The organism is Streptomyces sp. NPDC029466, from assembly GCF_055574515.1.
This window is the reverse complement of record NZ_JBVHZH010000042.1, coordinates 40,353-62,992: the sequence shown is the minus strand read 5'-3', so window position 1 is coordinate 62,992 and position 22,640 is coordinate 40,353. Positions and strand designations below refer to the sequence as shown.

Below are 22,640 nucleotides of genomic sequence, written 5' to 3'. Positions count from 1 at the left end.
GATGGGCCTGCGCGCGGGACAGGGCGTATTGCGCCGTAAACCGATCGAACACATTGAAGAGGCGGAAGGCACCGCGAGCCAGCAGCTCACCCGGGCGCTCGGCCTGTGGCAGCTGACCGCCATCGGCGTCGGCGGCATCATCGGCGCGGGAATCTTCACGCTGGCCGGCACCGTCGCGAATGAGAAAGCCGGACCGGCGGTGCTGATCTCCTTTCTCATCGCGGGTATCGCGAGCGCCGCGGCGGCGTTTTCCTACGCGGAATTCGCCGGGCTGATCCCGAAGGCGGGCTCGGCCTACACCTATGGCTACGCGGTCCTCGGTGAGTTGGCGGGCTGGTTCATCGGCTGGGATCTGCTGCTGGAGTACACCGCGATCGTGGCGGTGGTCGCGATCGGGATCTCCGGCTATTTCGGCTTTCTGCTCGGCGAAATGGGCGTCGATCTGCCCGTCTGGATGCTGGGCGCGCCGGGAACGGGGCCGGGGCACCGGGTGGACCTTTTCGCCGCGGTGCTCTGTCTGCTGATCGCCTATCTGCTGACCCTGGGCATCAAGAACGCCGCACGCTTCGAAACCATCGTGGTGGGCCTGAAGGTCCTGGTGGTCGTCGTGGTGATCGCGGTCGGCTTCTTCCACATCAACACCTCGAACTACCACCCGTTCTTCCCGTTCGGGGTGACCGGCGCCTTCACCGGCGCGGCCACCGTCTTCTTCGCCGTTTTCGGCTATGACGCGATGAGCACCGCGGCCGAGGAGTCCAAGGACGCCCAGCGCCATATGCCGAAGGCGATCATGTATTCGCTGGCGATCTCGATGGTGCTGTATGTCCTTGCCTGCCTGGTGCTGACGGGTATGCAGAACTACAAGGACATCGACCCGGAGAGCGGTTTCTCTTCGGCGTTCAAGTCGGTGGGGCTGAGCAGCCTCGCGGATGTCATCGCGGTCGGCGCGATCATCGGCATTCTGACCGTCATGTTCACCTTCATGCTCGGGGTGACCCGGGTGTGGTTCTCGATGAGCCGGGACGGTCTGCTGCCGAAGTGGTTCGCCAAGACCAGCCCGAAGCACCATGTGCCGACCCGGGTGACCTGGATCGTCGGCTTCGCCTCCGCGGCCATCGCGGGTTTCCTGCCGATCGGCGAGGCCGCCGAGCTGACGAACATCGGCATCCTGCTCGCGTTCGTGGTGGTCTGCATCGCGGTGATCGTGCTCCGCTACAAGCGTCCTGACCTGCCGCGGACGTTCCGTACGCCGGGCATGCCGGTGGTGCCGGCGATCGGGGTGTGCTTCTCGATCTGGCTGATCACGTTCCTGGCGTGGCAGACCTGGGTCCGGTTCGCGGTGTGGTTCCTGATCGGCATGATCATCTACTTCGCCTACTCCTACCGCCGCTCGAACCTGGCGCGGGCGGAACAGGAGGCTTCCGGCACGGGAGGCGGCCCGGGGAAGGTGTGAGCCACGCCCGCTGACCGGGCGGTGGCCGTACGGCGGGGACCGGCGGGCGTGGGTCCGCCGGCCCCCGCCCGTCGCTCAGAAGACGAACGGTCCGGGCGACTGCTTGGACGTGGCCTGGCAGGTGGCCGTGATGCCGAACACCACGACCTTCAGGGAGGTGGCCTCCAGGCGGTCGCCCGCGGCAACCGTACCGCTGAGCGGTCCGGTGGAGACCGGGCTGCCGGCCGGGATCGCCGGGTTGGCCTTGCCGCTGAACTGGGTGGTCCCGGAGCCGTTCTTGGTGAGGGTGAGGGTGGACGCCACCGAGTTCGCACCGATGGCTATGGGTGAGGTGATCGCCGAGGTGGAGAGGCTGATGGTCGCGGCCGTGCCGTTCTGGGTCGCGGTGAGCGTCCCCGTACCGGAACCGTAGAAGCCGCAGTTGAAGGAGAGGGTGGCGGTGCCGGGGGTCACCGCGGGGGCGGCCGGTGCCATCGCGAGGGTGCCCGCGGTGGCGACGGCGACGACAAGTGCCGTACGGAAGCCGAATCTGCCGGGTCTGAGGTGCTTCATAGGGGGGTTACCGCCTTCATGAGGGGGGTGCAGGTCCATGGCACCGGCCGTCGAGGGGTGCGGGAGGAACGACAGGCAGCCACCCGGGGGCCGCGGTCGGACCCCGTGCCGACGCACCGCCCGGATCTGACGGATGCTCAGCGACCTGAATCGCTGCCCATTGAGGCACGCGCCCCTGAAGAGAGCAAGGCAGAACCCCCATGATTTTCGGGGTTCCCGGCCGCAGATGACGCGTCCGGAACACCCTCCTCATCCGTCACTCCGCACCGCCATCAGGGCCTCGCCGACCGCCATCAGCGCCTCACCGGCCGCCGTGCGGAAACCGGCCGGAAAACTCGGCCCGGCGCAGCGGGAATTGCCCCCTTCCCGGCCCTCGACGGGGGCATGAGCGCCAGCCCACCCCATGCCGCAGGTGGCACCCTTCGCCCCCTCGTCCCGCCCCCGCACACCGCCGGTGGCAGCATCCTGACATCCACTCTGATCTGGGCTTTTGTACCCACCGCCGCTACGATCGCCGCCAGGGAAAGGGGGGCCGGATGGACCGGAACATCCGCACCGTGGACGACGTACTCAGGCTTCTGGACGGGCTGTTCGCGCCGGACGCCGACCGCTGGACGAGTGAGGGGGCCGGATGGTGGGACGGCTTCTACGCGGACCGCGACCGGGCGGTGCCGTTTTTCGTGGCGAAGCCGGACGAGCACCTGGTCTCGTACCTCGACCGCGGGCTGATCGCCCCGGGCCGGGCCCTCGACCTGGGCTGCGGGCCGGGCCGCAATGCGCTGCACCTCGCCTCACTGGGCTTCGCGGTGGACGCCGTCGACCTCTCCCCGACGGCCGTCGCCTGGGCCGAGGAGCGCGCCCGGGAGGCGGGCGCTCAGATCGCGTTCCACTGCGGCGACGCCTTCGCACTGGCCGATGACGAACTCGGCGGTCCCTACGACCTGATTCACGACTCCGGCTGCTTTCATCATCTGCCGCCGCACCGCCGCATCAGCTACCTCACCCTTCTCGACCGGCTGCTCGCGCCCAGCGGCCATCTCGCGCTCACCTGCTTCGCGGCCGGCGCCATGGGATCCGAACTCCCCGACGCCGAGTTCTACCGCCGGTCCCGCCTCCACGGCGGCCTCGCCTACAGCCCCGAGTCGCTGCGCCGGATCTTCTCCGACCTGACGGAGGTCGAACTGCGCCGGATGCACGATGAGCCGCCGGAGTCCCCGTACTTCGGCGAGGACTTCCTCTGGACGGCCCTGTTCCGTCGCGACGCCCGGGCATGACGTCCACGGGCGGTGGGGCGCGGGCGTCGCCGAATGCTCAGGGGGTGCCGCTGGGCAGGGGGCGCCCTTCCGCGGGCCGGGCCGCGATGTGCGCCAGATGACCGGCGGCCGACTCCGCGAGGGTGCGCAGCGCGGGGTGCCAGGGGCGGGCCCGCGGTCCGGTCAGGACGAGGCGGCGCGAGGTCCGCGGCTTCAGCGGCAGCAGGACCAGGTCGGCGGGGATCAGCGAGCGGGAGACCTCGGACAGGACGGTCACGCCGATCCCGGCCTGCACCATGCGGATCAGCGTCGCCAGATCCCGCACCCGGTGCGTGGGGGCGAAACGCAGTCCGGCCCGGCGGTGGAGCGTACGGACCCGGTCCTCGCAGCCGTTGGGTGAGATCAGGAACGGGTCGTCCTCCAGGTCGCGGAGGTCGACACCGGGTTCGTCCGCGAGCGGGTGGTCCCGGGGCAGCAGTGCCCGGTACTCGTCCGTGGCGAGCTGGATGCCGTGATCGGCGTGGGGGGATTTCCCGGCGGCAGCCGGGGGCGGATCGACCAGGACGGCGGCATCGGCCGTCCCGTCCTCCAGCCAGGCCGCGACCTCGCCGCTGTCGCCCTCGAAGACCCGCACGGTGATCCGGGGCTGATCCTCGCACCAGTGCCGGAGCAGGCCGGGGACCAGCCCCTGGCAGACCGTTGGTGTGGCGGCCAGCCGCACGGTTCCGGTCATGGCCCCGGTCGCCTCGGCTGCGATCTGCTCCACGGACCGGACCGCCGACAGAGCCATCCGGGCATGCGGCAGGACCCGCTCACCGAGTGCGGTCGTCCGCACGGGGTGGGCACGGATCAGCAGCGGCGCGGCCAACTCGCGTTCCAGGGAGGCGACGGCGTGCGACACCGCCGACTGGCTCATGCCCAGCTCGGCGGCGGCCGCACTGAACCCGCCCGCGTCGACGACGGCGAGAAAGGCCCGCAGCTGGGGAAGGTTCAGGGTCATGCGTCGGCCTCATATCCCTATGACGGCTATGCGTTGGCTCCATGATGCCCGGTTCGGTGAGGCTGGCTCCGTGCCGCCGATTCCGTGCGGTGACGCCCCGAGCAGATGCCGAGGAGAGCCATGCCGTACTTCCGGGTCACCGTCCCCGACCCCGACCTCCCCACCGACGTCCAGCGCGCCCTCGCCGAGGGGCTGACGCGGCTGGCGGTCACGGTGCTGCGCAAGTCCGGCGCGCGCACCATCGTCCACCTCAACCTGGTGCCGCCCGGCCGCTATTACGTCGACAGCGCGCCCCTGACCGACGGCCGTGACGCACATGTGGAGGCGAGTCTCACCGCGGGCACCAACAGCGCCGCGGAGAAGGCCGCCTTCATCGCCGCCGCCGACGAGTTGCTGACGGACCTCCTCGGTCCACTCCCCCGCTCCGGTGTCGCGCTGCACGAACTGCACCCGGAGAGCTACGGCTACAACGGGGTGACACAGCTCGACTACTACCGGCGGGCGGGGGACTCGCGGGCCGCCGGCGCCTCCCCTGCTGCCCCCGCGGCACACTGAACCGGCACGCCACCGTCTGGTGCACCCAGCTCCTCGACACGGGCCGGGCCGAGTGACGGCAGGGGCCGGTCTCGACGCTCACCCCCGTGGCTGGGGGTACCGTTCCGAGTGTCGAGGTCAGAACGGAGCGATCATGCCTGAGCACGCTGACATGCACATCGGAGACCGTCTTCGCACCGTCCGGAAGCGCCGCGGCCTGAGTCAAAAGGAACTGGCCGCAGCCTCCGGCGTATCCGTCTCCCTCATCCGCCGACTCGAACAGGGCACCGTGGATGGCACCCGCATAGAGACGGCACACAAGTTGGCGTCGGCACTACGGGTCAATACGAGCAGCCTCCTGGAGCGCGACGACGAACCGACGCGTGCCGAGACCGCCGAACCGTGGCGCGCACTTCAACTCGCCGTCCAGGTGGCCCCCATTGCGTCGACGGAGGAGCCGACGATGGAGGGCGTGCGCGCGCTCCTCCCCGACGTACGCCGCGCGTACTTCAGCAATCGGCTCACCGTGCTGTCAACGCTGCTGGCCCCGGTGCTGCGCGACGCCGACGCGCTCGGTGACTCCGCGGCAGCCCGCGGCCTGCGCGCCCACCTTCTCCAGATCGCCGGGTCGGTACTGACGCAGGTCCGCCAGTTCGACGCGGCGCAGACCGCACTGCAACGCGCCCTCGACGACGCACCGGATCGACTGCGGGGCTCTGCGGTCGCCACCACGTGGAGTTGGCTACTGGTCAGGCAGGGCAAACTGCGCGCGGCACGTGAGCTGGCCACCCGGTGGGCGGACGATGCCGAGCCACGACTGTCGAGGGCGACACCGGAGGAACTGGCCGCGTGGGGCTGGCTCCTCTTGCAGGCATCGGCCGCGAATCTGCGGGACAACCGGAAGGGCGAGGCGGAAGACACGATGCGGCTGGCCCGGTCCGTCGCGGTGATGACCGGGCGGGAGCTGCCACGCGGCCGCACACGGCTGACAACTTGGGGTCCGACGACGGTGGGGTACAAGGCTGCCGAGCGGCACATCGTCCTCAACCAGCCGGACAAGGTGCTGGCGATGGCCTGGAGGGACGGCAGTCAGGCGGCATCCACGGAGTATCACCGACACCGGCTCGACGTAGCCAAGGCCCATGTGATGATGCGCCACCACAGCGAGGCCGTTGACACACTGGCGGACGTTCACGCTGCGGCCCCCGAGTGGTTGGCGAGTCAGCGGTACGCACAGGACATCTTGGGCGAGGTGATGGAGCAGCGCCGCACGCTGACGCCGCAGATGCGCGAGCTGGCAAATGCCCTTTCAGTTCCCGTGTAGGCGTTGGCACTTCGGGCTTCCGCCCCGAGGAATTGCCATTGAGGGGCAGGGCACACACCCCTACGGTCGACGCATGGAAACCGAGCGCTTACAGCTGGTGACGGCCTTCCCGGCCGGGGAATCGCAGCCGATCGACGCCGAGACAATCAGTGCGACGATCCGTACGGCTCTGCGTCTCGGTGCCGCCAGACCCGAGCCGGGCGAACTCGGCGCCGTACAGGAGGAACTGCGGAAGCACATCGCTCTCCTCCTTCCACTGGTGCGCTCGGCCGCGGCCCGGCTGCCGCGAGACAGCACTCTCGCCCACCAGGTGACCGCCCGACTGGCCGGTATCGAGGAACGGGCCGGGCAGTCGCTCCGATCCGACACACTCGCAGCCCACTCACAGGTGGGCAGCATCGCCCGCGACTGCCAGTACCTGCTGGCCATGCACACCGTAGCGACCCGCTCTTACGGCTGAGCCCGTGACGCTCGTCTTCCTGAAGCTGTCGTGACGCACCGCCAGGCACTGGACGTACCTCCACGGCGAGGTGCCAGCTCACCGACCGGCTGCCGCACCGCCCCCGGTGGCCACCGTCTCAGCCGCGCAGCAGCAGTCCCACCGCAAGGGCTGAGATCACCACGGCGGAGAGCAGCGCGGTGACGGTCCGCCCCCGTGGGCCGGTCAGCGTCCTGCCCAGCACGGCTCCGCCCGCGGCCAGGAACAGCTGCCAGCTCACGGAGGCGGTGATCACGGCCGCCACGAAGGCTGCGGGGCCGGCGGCGCCGTCGCCCAGGGCCCCCGCACCACCGGCCAGCACCAGCGCCGAGAAGTAGAGCACCGCCCAGGGGTTGATCAACGTCAGCCCCAGGAAGGCCAGATAGGCCCGGCCGGGGCGTCCCAGGACGTCCCGTTCCGGGCCTTCTTCCTTGCCGCGGTGGCGCAGTGCCCGTACGGCGGTCCGGAGCGCCATGCCGAGCAGGACGAGGGCGGCGAGTGCGCGCAGCGGGCCCGCGACCGGGGCGAGTGCGCGTGAGAGGGCGGCGCCGCCGGCCATCGCGGCCAGCGCGTAGAGGCCGTCGGCGGTCGCCACTCCGAGCGCCGCCGAGGCGCCGACCCGGAACGAGGTCCGGGCGGTCACGCCCACCAGGAGTACGGCCAGCGCGCCGACGGGAACAGCCAGCGCATAGCCCGCCCACAGGCCCGGCAGAAAGGCTTCGGTCAGGATCTCGGTCATGCCGTCCACCTTCGGGCGGTCCCATGGGGTGGGTCCATCGAAAGTTTCCGCAGGAAACCGTGTGGCATCTCCGCACGGTTGGGGCGGGGCCCGTGGGCGTCTACGCTCTCCCCGCATGATCGATCCCCGGTTACAGACCCTGCGCGTCCTGCATCAGCGGGGCACCGTCACCGCGACCGCCGAGGCGCTGCATCTGACCCCGTCGACGGTCTCCCAGCAGCTGCGGCAGCTGTCGGCCCGGCTGGGGCTGGAGCTCCTGGAGCCGGTGGGCCGCAACGTGCGGCTGACTCCGGCGGCGTTGGCGCTGGTCGAGCACGCCGATGCGCTGTTCGTGCGCTGGGAGGAGGCACGTGCGGATCTCGCGGGGTACGCGGACGGGGTGGCCGGGCGGCTGCGGATCACGGGGGTGGCGACGGCGATCGCCGGGGTGATAGCGCCCGCGGTGGCGCGGCTGCGCGAGGAGTTGCCCCGGCTGGCGGTGGAGATCGGCGAGGACCCGGGCGAGAACCGTTTCGAGCTGCTGCTGGCCGGCCGGGCGGATATCGCCGTGGTGATTCCGGCGCCGGGCGGTCCCGTGCCGAGCTCTCGGCTTCGCCCGAGCGAGGAGGTGCCCCCGTCGGACGATGCGCGCTTCACCCAACAACCGCTTCTGGAGGAGCCGCAGGACCTGCTGGTACCGAGCGGGCACCGGTTCGCCGGACGGGTGGCGCAGGGCGTGACGCCGGCGGAGGCGGCCGGGGAGAGCTGGATCCGCGCCGGGGATCCGGCCGATCAGCATCAGCTGCTGCTGACCGCCTGTGCCACGGCGGGCTTCACCCCGCGGGTGCGCCATGACGCGGTGGACTGGTACGCGGTCGCCGCCCTGGTCGCGCACGGCTTCGGCATCTGTCTGATACCGAGGCTGGCGCCGGTGCCGGAGCAGTGTCCGGTCGTACGGGTGCCGCTGCGCGGGAAGCCGCTCCCGGTACGGCGGTTCCTGGCGGCCGTGCGGCGCGGCAGTGAGCGCCGGCCCCCGGTCGCCCGCGGGCTGGCGGCGCTGCGCGCGGCCGCGGGCGAACGGGAGGCGAAGGGGGTGTGAGCGGGCGGGTCAGGCCTGGAGGGCCTGCCAGAACTCGTCGAAGGACATCCGGCCGTCGCTGTCGGCGTCCTTGGCCTTGATGACCGCCTCGGCGACCGGGCCGGTGACGAACGGGTCGCCCATCTCGGCCATCGCGTGCTTGAACTCCTCCGGCGTGACCTGGCCGTCGCCGTCCGCGTCGAACCGGTCGAACGCCGCCCTGGCCTTCTCCATGTCTGCCATGTGAGGTGCCCCCTTCGTGGTGCTGCGCAGTGCTGCGCGGTGGTGATACCTGGTGATCTGACCTGCGTACATTAGCGGACCGTCAGGAAGCGTCCGGCCGCGCCCTCCGCCGGGCCAGGTAGCGGGCGGTCCGGCTCCCGGGCGCGTCCGCGACCTCGGCCGGGGTGCCCGCCGCCACGATCCGGCCGCCGTCCGCGCCGCCACCCGGACCGAGGTCGATGACATGGTCGGCGCCGGCCACCACCCCCATGTCGTGCTCGACGACCACCACGGTGTGGCCGGCGTCCACCAGGCCGTGGAGCTGGCGCAGCAGCACCTCGGTGTCGGCGGGGTGGAGCCCGGTGGTGGGCTCGTCGAGGAGGTAGAGGGTGTGGCCGCGGCGGGTCCGCTGGAGTTCGGTGGCGAGCTTGATGCGCTGGGCCTCGCCGCCGGACAGCTCGGTGGCGGGCTGGCCGAGCCGCAGATAGCCCAGGCCCACGTCCTGGAGGGTGCGCAGACTGCGGGCGGCGGCCGGGATGTCGGCGAGGAAGTCCGCGGCCGTGTCCACGGTCATCGCGAGGACCTCGGCGACGGTGCGGTCCCGGTAGGTGATCTCCAGGGTTTCGGGGTTGTAGCGGGCGCCGTGGCAGGCGGTGCAGGGTGCGTACGTGCCGGGCAGGAAGAGCAGTTCGACGGCGACGAAGCCCTCGCCCTGGCAGGTCTCGCAGCGGCCGCCGGTGACGTTGAAGGAGAACCGTCCGGCGGTGTAGCCGCGGGCGCGGGCCGCGTCGGTGGCGGCGAAGACCTTGCGTACGGCGTCGAAGAGGCCGGTGTAGGTGGCGAGGTTGGAGCGCGGGGTCCGGCCGATCGGCTTCTGGTCGACGCGCACCAGCCGGTCGATCGCCGACAGGCCCTCGGCGCCGGTGAGTTGAGCGCGGGCCATCGGCCCGGCCGCGTCCTCGCCCGCCTCGGGCGTCCCGTCGCCGAGGTGCTCCCGCACGGCCTCCGCGAGGACCCGGGTGACCAGCGTCGATTTGCCCGAGCCCGAGACGCCGGTGACCGCGGTGAAGACGCCGAGCGGGAAGGCGGCGTCCAGACCGCGCAGATTGTGCAGGGTGACGCCGCGCAGCGTGAGGGTGCCCGCGGGGCGGCGCACCGTGCTTGCGGCGGGTGGTGCGGTGTCGAAGAGGAAGCGGCGGGTGGCGGAGGCGGTGGCGTCCGCGAGCCCGGCGACCGGCCCGCTGTGCAGCACCTGTCCGCCGTGTTCCCCGGCGCGCGGGCCGATGTCCACGATCCAGTCGGCGCGCCGCACCACGTCCATGTCGTGCTCGACGACGAACAGCGAGTTGCCCGCTTCCTTGAGCCGGCCGAGCACGGTGAGCAGGGACTCCGTATCGGCCGGGTGCAGGCCGGCGGACGGCTCGTCCAGGACGTAGACGACGCCGAAGAGGCCGGAGCGCAGCTGGGTGGCCAGCCGCAGCCGCTGGAGTTCACCGGCGGACAGGGTGGGCGCGGGGCGGTCCATGCTGAGATAGCCCAGCCCGAGTTCGGTGAGCACCTCGATGCGTGCCACCAGGTCGCGGGCCAGTGTGGGGGCCACCTCGTCGTCCGGCCGTGCGGCGGTGGGGCGCAGCAGCTCGGCGAGGGCGCCGAGCGGCATTCCGGCGAGGGTGGCGATGTCCTGGCCCCCGAACGTCACGGCCAGCGCCTCGGGGCGCAGCCGGCGCCCGGCGCACACCGGGCAGGGCTCGGCGACCATGAATCCCTGGACGCGCTTGCGCAGGGTCTCGCTCTTGGAGTCGGCGAAGGTGTGCAGCACATAGCGCCGGGCGCTCATGTACTGGCCCTTGTAGGGGCGTTGGATGCGGCCCACATCGCGTACGGGGTGGACGGTGACGACGGGCTGTTCGTCGGTGAACAGGATCCAGTCCCGGTCGGCCTGCGGCAGCTCACGCCACGGCCGGTCGATGTCATGGCCGAGGGCCGCGAGGATGTCGCGGAGGTTCTTGCCCTGCCAGGCGCCGGGCCAGGCGGCGATGGCACCTTCCCCGATGGAGAGCGCCGGGTCGGGGACGAGGGACTGCTCCGTGACCCGGTGGACGGTGCCCAGGCCGTGGCACTCCGGGCAGGCCCCGGCCGCCGTGTTGGGCGAGAAGGCGTCGGAGTCGAGCCGTTCCGCCGTGCCCTCCGGGTAGTCGCCGGCGCGGGAGAAGAGCATCCGCAGGGTGTTGGAGAGGGTGGTGACGGTGCCGACCGAGGAGCGGGAGGTGGGCGCGGAGCGCCGCTGTTCCAGGGCGACCGCGGGCGGCAGTCCGGTGATGTCCTCGACCTTGGGCGCGCCGACCTGGTGGATCAGCCGTCGGGCGTAGGGGGCCACCGACTCGAAGTAGCGGCGCTGCGCCTCTGCGTAGAGGGTGCCGAAGGCGAGCGAGGACTTGCCCGATCCGGACACCCCGGTGAACGCGACCAGCGCGTCCCTCGGGATGTCCACATCGATGGTGCGGAGGTTGTGCTCACGGGCGCCGCGCACCCGTACGTACGAGTCGGCCATCCCTCCATGATCGGTCACCGCCGGCTCCGGTCGGTCACCGCCCCGTCGTCAGCCCGTCGGCCGCGGCGCCCCGGCTCAGCACCGCCTTGCCGATCTCCCTGCGGATCCGGTCGTGCCCGCCGGTCCTGGTGAGATCGCGCACCCGGACCCGCGCACCCTGCGCGGCGAGCTGCGGGACGTACTCGGCCGCGGTGACCCGCCAGCGCTCGCCGGGGCGCTGCGGCGGCGCGAACCAAAAGCGGGCGATGCTACCCCAGTTGCCGTGCGGCTTCTTCATGACGCCGGAGAGCTGGTCACCGAGGCCGTAGACGACCCAGGTGCCGTTGACCTTCTCGTACGGCTGCGGGGTGTGCGCACCGGTGCCGACGATCAGATCGATATCGGGCCGGCCGCCGGTCTCGGCCGCGGTGAGGAGCCGGGCCAGCCTGATCTGCCGTGCGTCGGGGGCCGTTCGGTACTCCGTGCCCCAGTACGGGCTGACGACCACGACATCGGCCCCGGCCCGGCGGGCCGCCCGGGCGTCCTTGATGATCCGCTTCGCGTCGAGCAGATTCACCGTCCACGGTGCGTACGCCGGGCGCCGCCCGCTCCCGGTGCCGTAGGTGTACGCGAGGTGGGCCACCCGTGCTCCGCCAGGGGCCCGCAGCAGCGCCGGACGGGCACGCTCGGCGGCGTCCCGGGCGGAGCCGGTGTGGCGCAGCCCGACGGTGTCCAGGGCCTCCAGGGTGCGCTGCACACCCGGCACTCCGCGGTCGAGGGCGTGGTGGGAGGCGGTGGCACAGGAGTCGTAGCCGGTCGCCTTCAGCGCGGTGGCGATCTGCGGGGGCCCCTGGAGGACGGGGTAGCCGGTGAACGGCCCGGTCAGCGGTCCGAGCGGGGCATCCAGATGACACAGCGCCAGATCGGCGGCGGAGATGACCGGCCGGACGCCCTTGAGCGCCGGCCGGTAGTCGTACCCGTCGTGCGGTGCGTCCCGCCGGGCCGTGGCGAGTACCTCGCGGTCGGAGGGGTGCACGTCCCCGGCGGCGACCAGGGTGAAGGGCTGCCGGCCGGCGGCCCGGGTGACGGGGGCACCGGCATGGGCCCGCGGAGCGGGCTCCGGGGAGGGCCGCGGGGCGGGCCGTGGGACGGGGTGCGGACGGGTGCAGCCCATGGCCAGCGCGGCGAGCAGGGCGACGGCTGCATACCGGGTGTACGCGCTCATCCCTGACAGATATCAGCAGGGACATGACCGGAAATGCCCCGAGACGCCGATGTCCGCGGCTCTCCCCCGTACGGACTCACGACTGCCGCCATCGGGCGGCCGGACGGCTCACGGGTTGTCCGACTCCGTCTCCGCGGCGAGGGCCGTGGCCTCGTCCCGTGCCGCCTGCGCCTCGGCCGGGCGGTCCAGCGCCGCCAGCGCGTCGGCGAGGGTGCGCAGGGCGCCGGCGAGACGGTGGCTGCCGAGGAGGCCCACACAGGCACGGTAGAGGTCGACGGCTTCCTGAGCGAACGGCAGCCCTTCAGCCGGGCGGTCCAGCTTTGCGAGCATCTCGCCGAGGGTGTGCAGCGAGAGCGCGAGGCCGGCCTGGTAGCGACGGTCGTCGGCATGGGCCTCCGACGCCCTGCGCCAGCGGTCGACGGTTTCCCGGGCGAACGGCAGTGCCTCCTCCGGGCGGTCCAGCTGAAGCAGCAGCCTGACGAGTCCTCGCAGGAACAGGGCGAGCCCGATGCCGCGACGCGGGTCCGGGTCGGCCGCTGCCCGGTCACGGCCGAGGGCAACGGCTTCCTCGACGTACGGCAACCCCTCGGACGGGCGGTCCAGCTGCCCCAGCAGCTCGCCGAGGAGACACAGGGACCGGGCGAGAGCGATACGGCGGAGGACCGGTTCCGCGTCGGCCTCCGCCGGCTCGCGACGGAGCGCAATGGATTCCTCAAGGAGCGGCAGGGACTCGGCCCGCCGGTCGTGATCCTTCAGCCAGGCGGCGTGGTAGTACAGGGCGGCGGCGAGGGCGGGGCGCCGGTCGGGTTCGGCCTCGGCCAGGTCGCGGTAGAAGGCGACGATTTCCTCGGGCTCCTTCTTCAGGGCGAGGGCCTCGTCCCGTGCGGCCCGCGCCGCGTCCGGCCGGACCAGCGTCGTCAGCAGCTCACCGAGCGTGCCCAGGCACTCGGAGAGGAGGGCGCGATGGCGCGCGAGTTCGACATCGGCCAGGGGGCGGCAGATGGCGACGGCCTCCTCGACGTGCGGCAGCCCCTCGGCCGGGCGGTCCACCTTTGCCAGCAGCTCGCCCAGGGTGCGCAGGGACCGTGTCAGCGCGAGGCGGTAGCGAGGGTCCGCGTCGGCCTCCGCCTGGCCACGCTGCGTGGCGACGTCCTTCCTGGCCGCCCGGAGTTGCCTGCCCCACCGCAGCCTCGCCGGCATCGCGCCCCATCGGCGCCCCGCTCTCCGCACCATCACTCCACCGTTCCCGGAACCGGCCCGCCAGGGCGCGCTCCGTCCGTCCCATGCATGTGGTGACCGACCGGTCCGGTGCCGCGGACCAGCGCCTCCGCGCCCGGCCGAGCTGTCCGTCCGACGGGCCGGAGCACGACGGACACCCTGGCCGCAGGCCACCACCGTCAGCCCTGCGGCCAGCCTTGACCAGCGCAATGGCCCCCAGCGACCGCCATGCGGGTAGTTCAGCCGGACCGCCCCGCCGCCGGGGCGGTGGTCTGTCCTGCGGGGGCCTGTCGGGTGAGCCCGGCGCGATCTAACCTCAGGCCGTATGAGTCATGACTCCCTCCGGGACCGTGCGCCGCTTCATGTGACGGTGTGGGACGAGGCGGCGCCCGGTGCGCCGCGGGCGGTGCTGGTGCACGGCACGATGAGCTGGGGCACGGAGTGCTTCGCGGCGCAGCGGCCGCTGGCCGGGCGGTTCCGTCTCGAAGTCGTCGACCGGCGCGGCTTCGGCGACAGCCCGGACACCGAGCGGAGCGACTACGCGGTCGACGCCGAGGATCTCGGCCCACTGCTCAGCCGTGAAGCGCACTTGGTGGGGCACTCCTACGGGGCGGCCGCCGTGATGCTGGCCGCGTCGGCCCAGCCGGCCGCGGTGCGGTCCCTCACCCTCATCGAGCCGTCCCCGCTGCGCACCGCGGCCGGCCACCCCACCGTGGCGGCCGCCCTGGAGCGCATCCGGGCGTCTTTCGGCGACCTCGACCCGGAGCTGAGTCCGGAGGACTATCTGCGGCACTCCACCGAGCCATACGGGCTGCCGATGCCGGAGCCGACCCCGCGGCTGCTGCGCGCGGTGCGGTCGGCGATGCGCGAGCGTCCCGTGTGGGATGCGGAGCTCCCGCTCGGTCCGCTGGCCGGGGCCACCATGCCCAAGACCGTCATCAACGGGACCTGGGACACCGCCCACCCCGACCACCGGGAGTTCACCGGCACCGCGCTGATGGCCTGCGGTGAGTACCTCGCCGGGGCGATCGGCGCCCGCCATGTGCGGGTGTCCGGTGCCGGCCACGCGCCGCACCAGGACCGGCCGGACGAGGTGAACGCCGTTCTCGCCCGGCTGTGGCAGAGCTGACCCGGGCGACCGGGGCCGGGCCGTTCCGGCGGACGGACCGCTCCGCCCCGACCGTCAGGCGACGTCGATGCCGTACTCCTGCACCAGCGCCTCCAGGCCGCCCGGGAAGCCCTTGCCGCCCCCTACGAAGTCCCAGTCGCCGCCCGCCCGTTGCCGGAACGAGCCGAGCACCAGCGCGGTCTCGCCGCGGCGCCCCTCCGAGACCTCCAGCTGTCCGAGCTCCTCCCCCGACGCGTCCAGCAGCCGGATCCGGGCGTCGGTGAAGCCGGCGAGATCGGCGTCCGGGTTGACCTGGGGGTCGATCGCCGCGACCAGGACCAGCCGGTCGGCGTCCGGCGGCAGCGCCTCGAACCGCACCTGTATCGCGGCCCGGTCGGGTGCGAAGCCGGGCAGCATCCGCACCGAGCCGTCCGGGTTGCGCGGGTTGTTGTAGAAGACGAAGTGGTCATCGCTCAGGACGCTGGTTCCCTTGCACACCAGGGCGCAGACATCGAGGGCGACCTCGCCGGACCAGTTCATGCCGAGGACGTTGTGGTCCGGCGCCTCGTCGGCGGCGGTGGAGCCGGCCGGCGCGTCCGTGCCGAGCCGTCCGCGCAGCCCGTACCGGCCGAGCAGATCGACGAGTTCGGAGCCGGCGATCAGGCCGATCGGTTTGCCGTTGGCGAAGGTGTGGGAGCCGGGGCCGAAGCGGGAGGTCGTCACCAGCACGCCCTTGTTGGCGCCTTCGGCCTGGACCGTGCCGTAGAGGTCACGCACGGCGGTCGGCGGGACGGTGTGGCGGTAGCGCTTGACCTGCACCACGATCTTGCCGCCGCGGATCGGGTCGGGATCCAGCGCGTCCACATCGACCCCGCCGTCCCCGGAGCGCTGGGTGGTCACGGCCTGCATGCCCATGGCGCGGAACAGCTCGGCGACCAGGTTCTCGAAGGCGAGCGGGTCCATCTCGTACAGATCCGGTTCGCTGTCGGTGCCGTGGGCGACGACCTCGCCGCCGACGTCGCCCGGCAGGCGTCCGGGGCGTACCGCGGTCCGCTGGTCGGGGCGCGCCGCGAGCTGTCCGCGCAGCCCCTCGGTGAGGCACTCCACCGCGCTGACCTGCGCGAGGTGGAACGCGTCAAAGGCGCCGCGGGCCGCCATGACGGTCGCCAGATACACCTGGGCGGGGCGGCCGGTCACCGGGTCCACATCGTCCACGAACCCGTTGAGGGCCACCGAGTCCAGCGTGCCGTAGGTGTCCGCGGCGAAGAGGTCACGCAGCACCAGCAGCACGCTCTGGGCCAGGACATCGCGGTACAGCGCCCGGCGCTGCGCGGCCGGCCGGGCGGTCTCCTTCTCCTGGTCGGCGGTGGGCATGTACCGGACGGATTTGGTCTCCGGCACGATGTCGTAGCCCGGGAGCTCCCAGTCCAGGACGAGCTGGCGGGCCGCCGGGTCGTATGCGGCTGCGACCTGCCGGGGGAAGCCCTCCGGCCAGGCGGTGGAGGAGTACAGCGCGGCGGAGAAGTATTCGACGGCGGCGTCCGGGTCGCCGTCGCGCAGGCCGTCCAGCAGGTCCGCCATCCCGGCGTTGTGCTGCCGGATCTCGGCCAGCGCGCCCGCGGCCCACTGGTCGTACTGCTGCCGGTAGGCCGCGAGTTGGGCCTGCCGCCGGCTCTCCGCGGCCTGCGCGGCATACCAGTCCTGCTCGTAGCGGGCGCGGGCCTCTCCCTGGGCGCGGTCCCGGCGGACGCCGGCCTGCCAACCGCCCGGCGGGGCCTGATAGCGCGCCGGGTCGGGCATCGGTACCGGGGTGGCGAGGGCGCCGGGCGCGAACTCCTCGATGCGCTCGGGGCGCAGCAGCGCGGCCGGGGAGAACGCGGGGGCGCGGCAGCCCTCGGCGAGCAGGCCGGTCAGCGCGGCGACCCGGCCGTCCAGCTCCTCGGTGCGGCGGCGGGCGTCGGCCTCGCGCTGCTGCCGGTAGGCCGTCTGCCGCTCGCGGTGCATCCGCGCCATGGCCCGTTCCGCGTCCCGGGCCTGCCGTTCCTGGTCGCGCTGCTGCTGTGCTCGCGCACGGCGCTGGGCTTCCTGTTGGCGCTGCTGCTGCCGCTGCGCCTCGGCCCAGATGGCCATTAACCCGTGGGAACGGCGGCTCATATCGCTCTGTGTCCTCCCCCCGGGGCGGCTGCCCCCGGACCCTGTGGAAGCGGTTTCACCTGCGCTGTTGGTGAGACTTTAGCGGGGGAGGGAGCGGCCGGTCACGGTCGGGTACGAAGAATCGGCCCCCTTCGCGGGTGCTTTCGCGGGTGCCTTCGCGGTAAGTTCGCGAATGCCTTCGCGGGTGTGGTCGCCGGGCGTGGACCGGGCATGTGCCGGCCGCCGTTCCGGGCATCGCCCGGCCGCCGCGCCGGGCCCCCGGCCGTGCCTCATCCGGCCGCCGCCGCCCGCAGCTTGGCCGCTGTGACGGCCGGGTCGTCACCGTCGGGCACCCCCGGCACCAGCACGATGTCGCCGTCGACATGGCGGGTACGCAGCGGCGTACGCCCCGCCCTCCCGGCCGCTACGAAGGGATCCCGCCATGGACGACCTCCTGCACTTCCGGGCCGCCGGCACCAGCCTGCTGCTGGACATGTCCGGTGCCGGTCTGCCGCGCGTCGTGCACTGGGGCGCCGACCTCGGTGCGGTCGCGCCCGGCCGGCTCGCCGGGCTGCTCGCCGCCGATGTCCCCCAGACCGTCCCCAACGCACCGGACGAGCCGGTCCCGCTGAGCGTGCTGCCCCAGCAGTCCGCGGGCTGGCCCGGCACCCAGGGGCTCAGCGGCCACCGTGCGGGCCGTACCGCCGCGCCCGCCTTCACGGTGCGCGGCAGGTCCGTGGAGAACGAGAGCCGGCGACTGACCGTCGAGGCGGTGGACCCGGACGGCGGTCTGGCGCTCACGCTGGAGCTCGGGCTGACCGATGCGGGGCTGGTGCGGCTGCGCGCGGCGGTCACCAACACCGGCGACGGGCCCTACCACCTCACCGGACTGACGCCCGCCCTGCCGCTCCCCGCACAGGCCACCGAGCTCCTCGATCTCACCGGCCGGCATCTGCGCGAACGCGCCCCGCAGCGGCACGCGTTCACGCTGGGCACGCATCTGCGGGAGAGCCGGCGCGGGCGCACCGGCAGCGATGCGACGCTGCTGCTGACCGCCGGGGAGGCGGGCTTCGGTTTCCGGTCCGGTGAGGTGTGGGGGCTGCATGTGGCCTGGAGCGGCAACCACCGCACGCTCGCCGAACGCACCCCGGCCGGGCAGGCGGTGCTGGCCGGCGGCGAACTGCTGCTGCCGGGCGAGCTCCCACTTGCCCCGGGCGCGACCTACCGCTCCCCCTGGCTCCACGCCTCCTACGGACACCACGGCCTGGACGAGCTGGCCGGCCGCTTCCACCGTGAGCTGCGGGCCCGCGACGGACACCCGGCGTCCCCCCGGCCGGTCACTCTCAACACCTGGGAGGCGGTCTACTTCGACCAGAACCTGGCCACACTGGAGCGGCTGGCGCGGGCCGCGGCCGAGGTCGGCGCCGAGCGGTTCGTGCTGGACGACGGCTGGTTCCGGGGACGGCGGGACGATCACGCCGGGCTCGGTGACTGGTATGTGGACCCGGCGGTCTGGCCGGACGGGCTGCGGCCGCTGACCGACACCGTGCGGGGGCTGGGGATGCAGTTCGGGCTGTGGGTCGAGCCGGAGATGGTCAATCCGGACTCCGATCTGGCCCGTGCGCATCCGGACTGGATCCTGGCCGACTGCCCGTCACGGCTGCCACCGGCCTCCCGCCATCAGCAGGTCCTCGATCTGGCCCGCCCCGAGGCGTACGCCTATGTCCGCGAACGGCTGGACACCCTGCTGCGCGAGCACCCCATCGACTATCTGAAGTGGGACCACAACCGTGACCTCGTGGACGCCGCCGCGCACCATCAGACGACGGCCGCCTACCGGCTGATGGACGAACTGCGCTCGCGCTATCCGCAGTTGGAGATCGAGTCCTGTGCGTCCGGTGGCGCCCGGGTGGATCTGGGCGTGCTGGAGCGCACCGACCGGGTATGGACCAGCGACTGCATCGATGCGCTGGAGCGGCAGCACATCCAGCGCTGGACCGGGCTGTTGCTGCCGCCGGAGCTGCTCGGCGCGCATGTGGGGGCGCCGGTCGCCCACACGACGGGGCGGCGGCACACCCTCGATTTCCGGGCGGGGACCGCGCTGTTCTGTCACTTCGGGATCGAGTGGGACCTGACGGCGGCGAGTGCGGCGGAGCGGGCGCGGCTGGCCGAGTGGGTGGCGCTGTACCGGACGCTGCGGCCGTTGCTGCACAGCGGGACGGTGGTGCGCGGCGACCATCCCGACCCGGCGCTGTGGGTGCACGGCGTGGTGGCCCAGGACGCCGGACGGGCGGTGTTCGCGCTGGTGCAGATGGCCACGAGTGTGCAGTCCCCGGCCGGGCGGGTGCGGCTGCCGGGGCTGGAGCCGGACGCGGACTACCGGCTGTCGCCACTGCCGCCGGGGGACCACCCGGAGGGGCCGGTCACGTCCCCGCTGCCCTGGTGGGAACGGGGCGTGACACTGCCAGGGCGGGTACTGGCCGAGGTGGGCGTGCAGGCACCGACACTGTTCCCGGAGCGGCTGGTGCTGCTGGAGGCCGTACGGCAGTGAGCGGGCGACGGCGAGGCAATCGGTCCTCGGTGGCGGCGAGTTCGGCTCCTCGTCGGCGCGCCGTCCGCTCCGGCACCGGGAGCTACGGGGCCCCTGGCCCGATGTCGCTTTCGCATTGCCTTCTTTCCTTTATGGCATTACCTTTGTCGCGTGACTACCGGGTCGGCCATGTGCCATGAGCGAGTGAGGTTCCCGGTCACCACGTGACCGCCAGGCGGGCGCCAAGAGGCCCGCCCCCTCCGCTCTTTCAGTTTCGCGCGCTGCGCGCTCTCCTTTTCCCGCGGGTTCGGCTCGCGTACGGGTTTCACCCTGCCCGCGCCCCGCGCCGCCACGCGCCTTACGCGTCATCGCGCACCCTTTCCCTATCCGCCTTTCCGGCGCCCGCACCCCGGACGAACGCCTTTCGCCCGAGGTCAATTCGCCCTGCCCGATGAGCGGTTCGCCGTCTCCCCGCAGGGCTTCTTCGCCCTGCCCGCATATCTCAGCGGGCTCACCCCTCCTTTCCCATCCCGGAGAAAACACCGAATATGCCGATCGATTTCAACCGACAGATCATCGAGGAGTTCCGGGCCAACGGCGGACACGTCGGCGGCCCCTTCGAGGGCGGCCGACTGTTGCTGCTGACCACTACGGGGGCGCGGTCCGGCGCCCCGCACACCACTCCGCTCGGCTACCTTCCCGACGGCGACGGACGGGTCCTGGTCATCGCCTCGGCGGCCGGCGCCCCGAGGCACCCGGCCTGGTACCACAACCTGGTGGCCGAGCCCCGGGTGACCGTCGAGGCCGGCGTCTTCACCTACGAGGCGCGGGCCGTTGTCCTGGAAGGCGCCGAACGCGACCAGGCCTTCGCCCGCGCGGTCGCGACCGATCCCGGCTGGTCCGACTACCAGGAGAAGACGGAGCGCATCCTTCCGGTGGTGGCCCTGGAGGAAATCCCGGCCGGGCCGCCACGTATCAACGCCTCCTCGGCGGGCGCGGCGCTCAAGGCCGTACACGACGGATTCCGCCGGGAACTCGCCCTGATCCGCGAGGAAATCGCCGCATCGGGCCCCGGTCTAGGGGCCCAGCTCCGGGTGAACTGTCTGACCCTCTGCCAGGGATTTCACCACCACCACACCGGTGAGGACGCCGGAATGTTTCCGATGCTCGGCCGGAACCATCCCGAACTCGCCCCGGCCCTTGAGCGACTTCAGCAGGAACACGAGAAACTCGCGGTCCTCCTCGCCGCCCTCCAGGAAGTCATCTCCATCCAGGACGCGGATCCGCAGCAGGTGCTCGCCGAAGTCGAGCGCCTCACCAAGGAGGTGGAAGACCATCTCACCTATGAGGAGAAGCAATTGATTCCGATCCTCGACGGAGGAATGTGCTGAACCGCGGTAAACCGCCGGGCGGGCGCGACGTTCAGATCACGCCGTCGTGTCCCGCCCAATAGGGATCCCGCAGCAGCCGCTTGAAGAGCTTGCCCGACTCATCGCGCGGCAGCCGCTCCTCGAAGACCACGGCCCGGGGGACCTTGTACCCGGCGAGCCGCTCCGCGACATGGGCACGCACCGTCTCGGCGCTGAGCAGCACGCCGGGTTCGGTCTCCAGATGCACGGCGAGGACCTCACCGAACTCCTCGTCGGGGATACCGAAGACCGCCACGTCCCGGACCCCGTCGAGGGCCAGCAGACAGCCCTCGATCTCCGCGGGGTAGATGTTGACCCCGCCGGAGATGACCATGTCGTTGCGGCGGTCGCTGAGGTAGAGATAGCCGTCCGCGTCGAGGTGGCCGATGTCGCCGATGGTGACGTAGCCCGGCAGGCCCGCCGCTTCCATGGCGGCGCGCTTGTCCGGGTCGCCGAGGTAGGTGAACCGGGGCCAGTCCTCGGCGGGTTTGAGGTAGATGTCCCCGGTGGCACCGGGCGGCAGTGGCTCCCCGTCGGGGCCGAGGACCGCGACCCCGCAGGTGCCGGTGGCCCGTCCGACGGTGCCGGGGTGGGCCAGCCACTCCGCGCTGTCGCACCAGGTCACAGCGCCGGTCTCACTGCCGCCGTAGTACTCCCTGAGCACCGGCCCCAGCCAGTCGATCATGGCGTGTTTGATATGCGGCGGGCAGGGCGCCGCGGCATGCACGACCGAGGTGAGCGAGGACAGGTCGTAGCGCTCACGGACCTCCTTGGGCAGTCGCAGCAGCCGGACGAACATCGTCGGCACCACCTGCACCTGCTCGATGCGGTGGTGAGCGATCAGCCGGAGGAACTCCTCGGCGTCGAAGCGCGGCATCAGCGTGATGTCCAGACCGGCCGCCAGTGCGAGGACGGCGTGCTGGCTGGGCGAGGCGTGGTAGAGCGGGGCGGGGATGAGCGTACGGCCGCCGGGGGCGACGGCGAAGTACTCCAGGAACCGCGCCACCGCCTCCGCCAGCCGGTCCGCGGCGACGGGTTCGCGTAGCACCCCCTTGGGGCGGCCGGTGGTTCCGGAGCTGTAGATGATGGTGGGCGGGTGCTCCGCGGCGGCCTCGGGCAGCGGTGTGCGGTCCGCCAGCCAGTCGTCGAGCAGCGGGTGTGCGCCGGTGGGCGGCGGCAGGGCGATCCCGCAGGCGGCCGCGACACCGGCCGGGACGGCCACCTCGACGATCCGTACGCCGTCGGGCAGCACGGCGGCCACCGCGGCCAGCAGATCGGTGTGCACAAAGACGACCTTGCTGCCGCTGTCGGTGAGCACATGCCGTAGCTCGTGGTGCCGGAAGTGCCAGTTGACGGGTACCGCCGAGGCTCCGAGGAGCGCGGCGCCGGCGGTGATCTCCAGATGGGCGGGCTCGTTGCGCAGCACCACGGCGATCCGGTCGCCCGGCTCGACGCCCCACTCCGCCAGGCCGTTCGCTATCCGCGCCGCGCGGTCGAGGAAGGCCGGATAGTCGCGCTCATGGCCCGCGCAGCGGATGGCCGGGGCCCCGGCGGCGGATCGGACGACGGCTTCCATGGTGCCTCCAGTGAGTGCGGCCGGCTCGCTCATTGAACCGGCAAGTGGCGCTACCCACCAGGGCGCTGACCATGCGTCAGCATTGCTTCCGGCCATCGGACGCCCTCTTCTCAGCCACTCCCCCGCACCCGTCTTAGATCCGAGGTCTCCCGGCTCACCAGCGGCCAACTCTCCCAACTCTCCGCTTTCTTCCCTCATGTGCTCCGATGTCTGTGGCGCCCGGGGTCTTCCGGTCCGAGTGCCGGGGCTGCACCATGCGGGATGGCACAGGAGGCACGTACGTGACCAACTGACCCGAG

General features: G+C 72.2%; 19 protein-coding genes. 9 read left to right on the top strand and 10 right to left on the bottom strand.

The features are described 5' to 3' along the window. The first annotated feature begins 1 nt into the window (after position 1). The gene (locus ACZ4XD_RS28115) at positions 2–1,453 is read left to right on the top strand and encodes an amino acid permease (protein ID WP_468046648.1); all 1,452 of its coding nucleotides are present in this window, start codon (positions 2–4) and stop codon (positions 1,451–1,453) included. Positions 1,454–1,528: 75 nt separating this feature from the next. On the opposite strand, the gene ACZ4XD_RS28110 is transcribed toward ACZ4XD_RS28115, so the two are convergent. Together ACZ4XD_RS28110 and ACZ4XD_RS28105 are read right to left on the bottom strand one after the other, a co-directional pair. Next, positions 1,529–2,005, bottom strand: coding sequence for a hypothetical protein (locus ACZ4XD_RS28110; RefSeq protein WP_018088483.1), 477 nt, complete (start codon positions 2,003–2,005; stop codon positions 1,529–1,531). A 249-nt stretch (positions 2,006–2,254) separates the two neighbouring features. Beyond that, positions 2,255–2,452 (bottom strand): hypothetical protein, encoded by a 198-nt coding sequence (locus tag ACZ4XD_RS28105; protein WP_468046592.1) that lies wholly within the window; start codon positions 2,450–2,452, stop codon positions 2,255–2,257. An 89-nt stretch (positions 2,453–2,541) separates the two neighbouring features. Here ACZ4XD_RS28105 and ACZ4XD_RS28100 point away from each other — a divergent pair, with 89 nt between their 5' ends. Further along, the gene (locus tag ACZ4XD_RS28100) at positions 2,542–3,279 is read left to right on the top strand and encodes a class I SAM-dependent methyltransferase (RefSeq protein WP_468046590.1); all 738 of its coding nucleotides are present in this window, start codon (positions 2,542–2,544) and stop codon (positions 3,277–3,279) included. 37 nt (positions 3,280–3,316) lie between these two features. Here ACZ4XD_RS28100 and ACZ4XD_RS28095 read toward each other — a convergent pair whose 3' ends face one another. Next, the gene (locus tag ACZ4XD_RS28095; protein WP_468046588.1) at positions 3,317–4,258 is read right to left on the bottom strand and encodes a LysR family transcriptional regulator; all 942 of its coding nucleotides are present in this window, start codon (positions 4,256–4,258) and stop codon (positions 3,317–3,319) included. A gap of 120 nt (positions 4,259–4,378) precedes the next feature. On the opposite strand from ACZ4XD_RS28095, the gene ACZ4XD_RS28090 reads away from it, so the two are divergent. The 3 genes from ACZ4XD_RS28090 (at position 4,379) to ACZ4XD_RS28080 (ending at position 6,576) form a co-directional block, all read left to right on the top strand. After that, positions 4,379–4,813, top strand: coding sequence for a tautomerase family protein (locus tag ACZ4XD_RS28090; protein WP_468046587.1), 435 nt, complete (start codon positions 4,379–4,381; stop codon positions 4,811–4,813). Between the two features lie 133 nt (positions 4,814–4,946). After that, the gene (locus tag ACZ4XD_RS28085; protein WP_468046585.1) at positions 4,947–6,116 is read left to right on the top strand and encodes a helix-turn-helix domain-containing protein; all 1,170 of its coding nucleotides are present in this window, start codon (positions 4,947–4,949) and stop codon (positions 6,114–6,116) included. Between the two features lie 73 nt (positions 6,117–6,189). Further along, positions 6,190–6,576 (top strand): DUF6415 family natural product biosynthesis protein, encoded by a 387-nt coding sequence (locus ACZ4XD_RS28080; protein ID WP_468046583.1) that lies wholly within the window; start codon positions 6,190–6,192, stop codon positions 6,574–6,576. Between the two features lie 118 nt (positions 6,577–6,694). On the opposite strand, the gene ACZ4XD_RS28075 is transcribed toward ACZ4XD_RS28080, so the two are convergent. Beyond that, positions 6,695–7,333, bottom strand: a complete 639-nt coding sequence (locus ACZ4XD_RS28075; protein ID WP_468046582.1) for a LysE family transporter — start codon at positions 7,331–7,333, stop codon at positions 6,695–6,697. A gap of 115 nt (positions 7,334–7,448) precedes the next feature. On the opposite strand from ACZ4XD_RS28075, the gene ACZ4XD_RS28070 reads away from it, so the two are divergent. Beyond that, positions 7,449–8,411 (top strand): LysR family transcriptional regulator, encoded by a 963-nt coding sequence (locus ACZ4XD_RS28070; protein WP_468046580.1) that lies wholly within the window; start codon positions 7,449–7,451, stop codon positions 8,409–8,411. Between the two features lie 9 nt (positions 8,412–8,420). Here the strand turns inward: ACZ4XD_RS28070 and ACZ4XD_RS28065 are convergent, their stop codons facing one another. The 4 genes from ACZ4XD_RS28065 to ACZ4XD_RS28050 all read right to left on the bottom strand — a co-directional run bounded on the left by ACZ4XD_RS28065 (position 8,421) and on the right by ACZ4XD_RS28050 (position 13,567). Then, positions 8,421–8,633 carry an EF-hand domain-containing protein gene (locus tag ACZ4XD_RS28065; RefSeq protein ID WP_468046578.1) on the bottom strand — a complete coding sequence of 71 codons (213 nt, stop codon included), beginning with the start codon at positions 8,631–8,633 and terminating at the stop codon, positions 8,421–8,423. A gap of 82 nt (positions 8,634–8,715) precedes the next feature. Beyond that, entirely contained in the window at positions 8,716–11,163 is a 2,448-nt protein-coding gene (gene uvrA / locus ACZ4XD_RS28060) for an excinuclease ABC subunit UvrA (RefSeq protein ID WP_468046646.1), read from the bottom strand. Positions 11,164–11,197: 34 nt separating this feature from the next. After that, the gene (locus tag ACZ4XD_RS28055; RefSeq protein ID WP_468046576.1) at positions 11,198–12,367 is read right to left on the bottom strand and encodes a CapA family protein; all 1,170 of its coding nucleotides are present in this window, start codon (positions 12,365–12,367) and stop codon (positions 11,198–11,200) included. A 108-nt stretch (positions 12,368–12,475) separates the two neighbouring features. Further along, positions 12,476–13,567 (bottom strand): tetratricopeptide repeat protein, encoded by a 1,092-nt coding sequence (locus ACZ4XD_RS28050; RefSeq protein ID WP_468046574.1) that lies wholly within the window; start codon positions 13,565–13,567, stop codon positions 12,476–12,478. A gap of 343 nt (positions 13,568–13,910) precedes the next feature. On the opposite strand from ACZ4XD_RS28050, the gene ACZ4XD_RS28045 reads away from it, so the two are divergent. After that, positions 13,911–14,714, top strand: a complete 804-nt coding sequence (locus ACZ4XD_RS28045) for an alpha/beta fold hydrolase (protein WP_468046572.1) — start codon at positions 13,911–13,913, stop codon at positions 14,712–14,714. A gap of 54 nt (positions 14,715–14,768) precedes the next feature. On the opposite strand, the gene ACZ4XD_RS28040 is transcribed toward ACZ4XD_RS28045, so the two are convergent. Continuing rightward, positions 14,769–16,847: a restriction endonuclease gene (locus tag ACZ4XD_RS28040; RefSeq protein WP_468046570.1), complete on the bottom strand. Its 2,079-nt coding sequence runs from the start codon at positions 16,845–16,847 to the stop codon at positions 14,769–14,771. Between the two features lie 421 nt (positions 16,848–17,268). Here ACZ4XD_RS28040 and ACZ4XD_RS28035 point away from each other — a divergent pair, with 421 nt between their 5' ends. Together ACZ4XD_RS28035 and ACZ4XD_RS28030 are read left to right on the top strand one after the other, a co-directional pair. Further along, on the top strand, positions 17,269–19,377 hold the full coding sequence (locus ACZ4XD_RS28035) for an alpha-galactosidase (RefSeq protein ID WP_468046568.1): 2,109 nt from the start codon (positions 17,269–17,271) through the stop codon (positions 19,375–19,377). Between the two features lie 527 nt (positions 19,378–19,904). Beyond that, entirely contained in the window at positions 19,905–20,747 is an 843-nt protein-coding gene (locus ACZ4XD_RS28030; RefSeq protein ID WP_468046566.1) for a nitroreductase/quinone reductase family protein, read from the top strand. 31 nt (positions 20,748–20,778) lie between these two features. On the opposite strand, the gene ACZ4XD_RS28025 is transcribed toward ACZ4XD_RS28030, so the two are convergent. Beyond that, on the bottom strand, positions 20,779–22,341 hold the full coding sequence (locus ACZ4XD_RS28025) for an AMP-binding protein (RefSeq protein WP_468046564.1): 1,563 nt from the start codon (positions 22,339–22,341) through the stop codon (positions 20,779–20,781). Positions 22,342–22,640 lie beyond the last annotated feature (299 nt).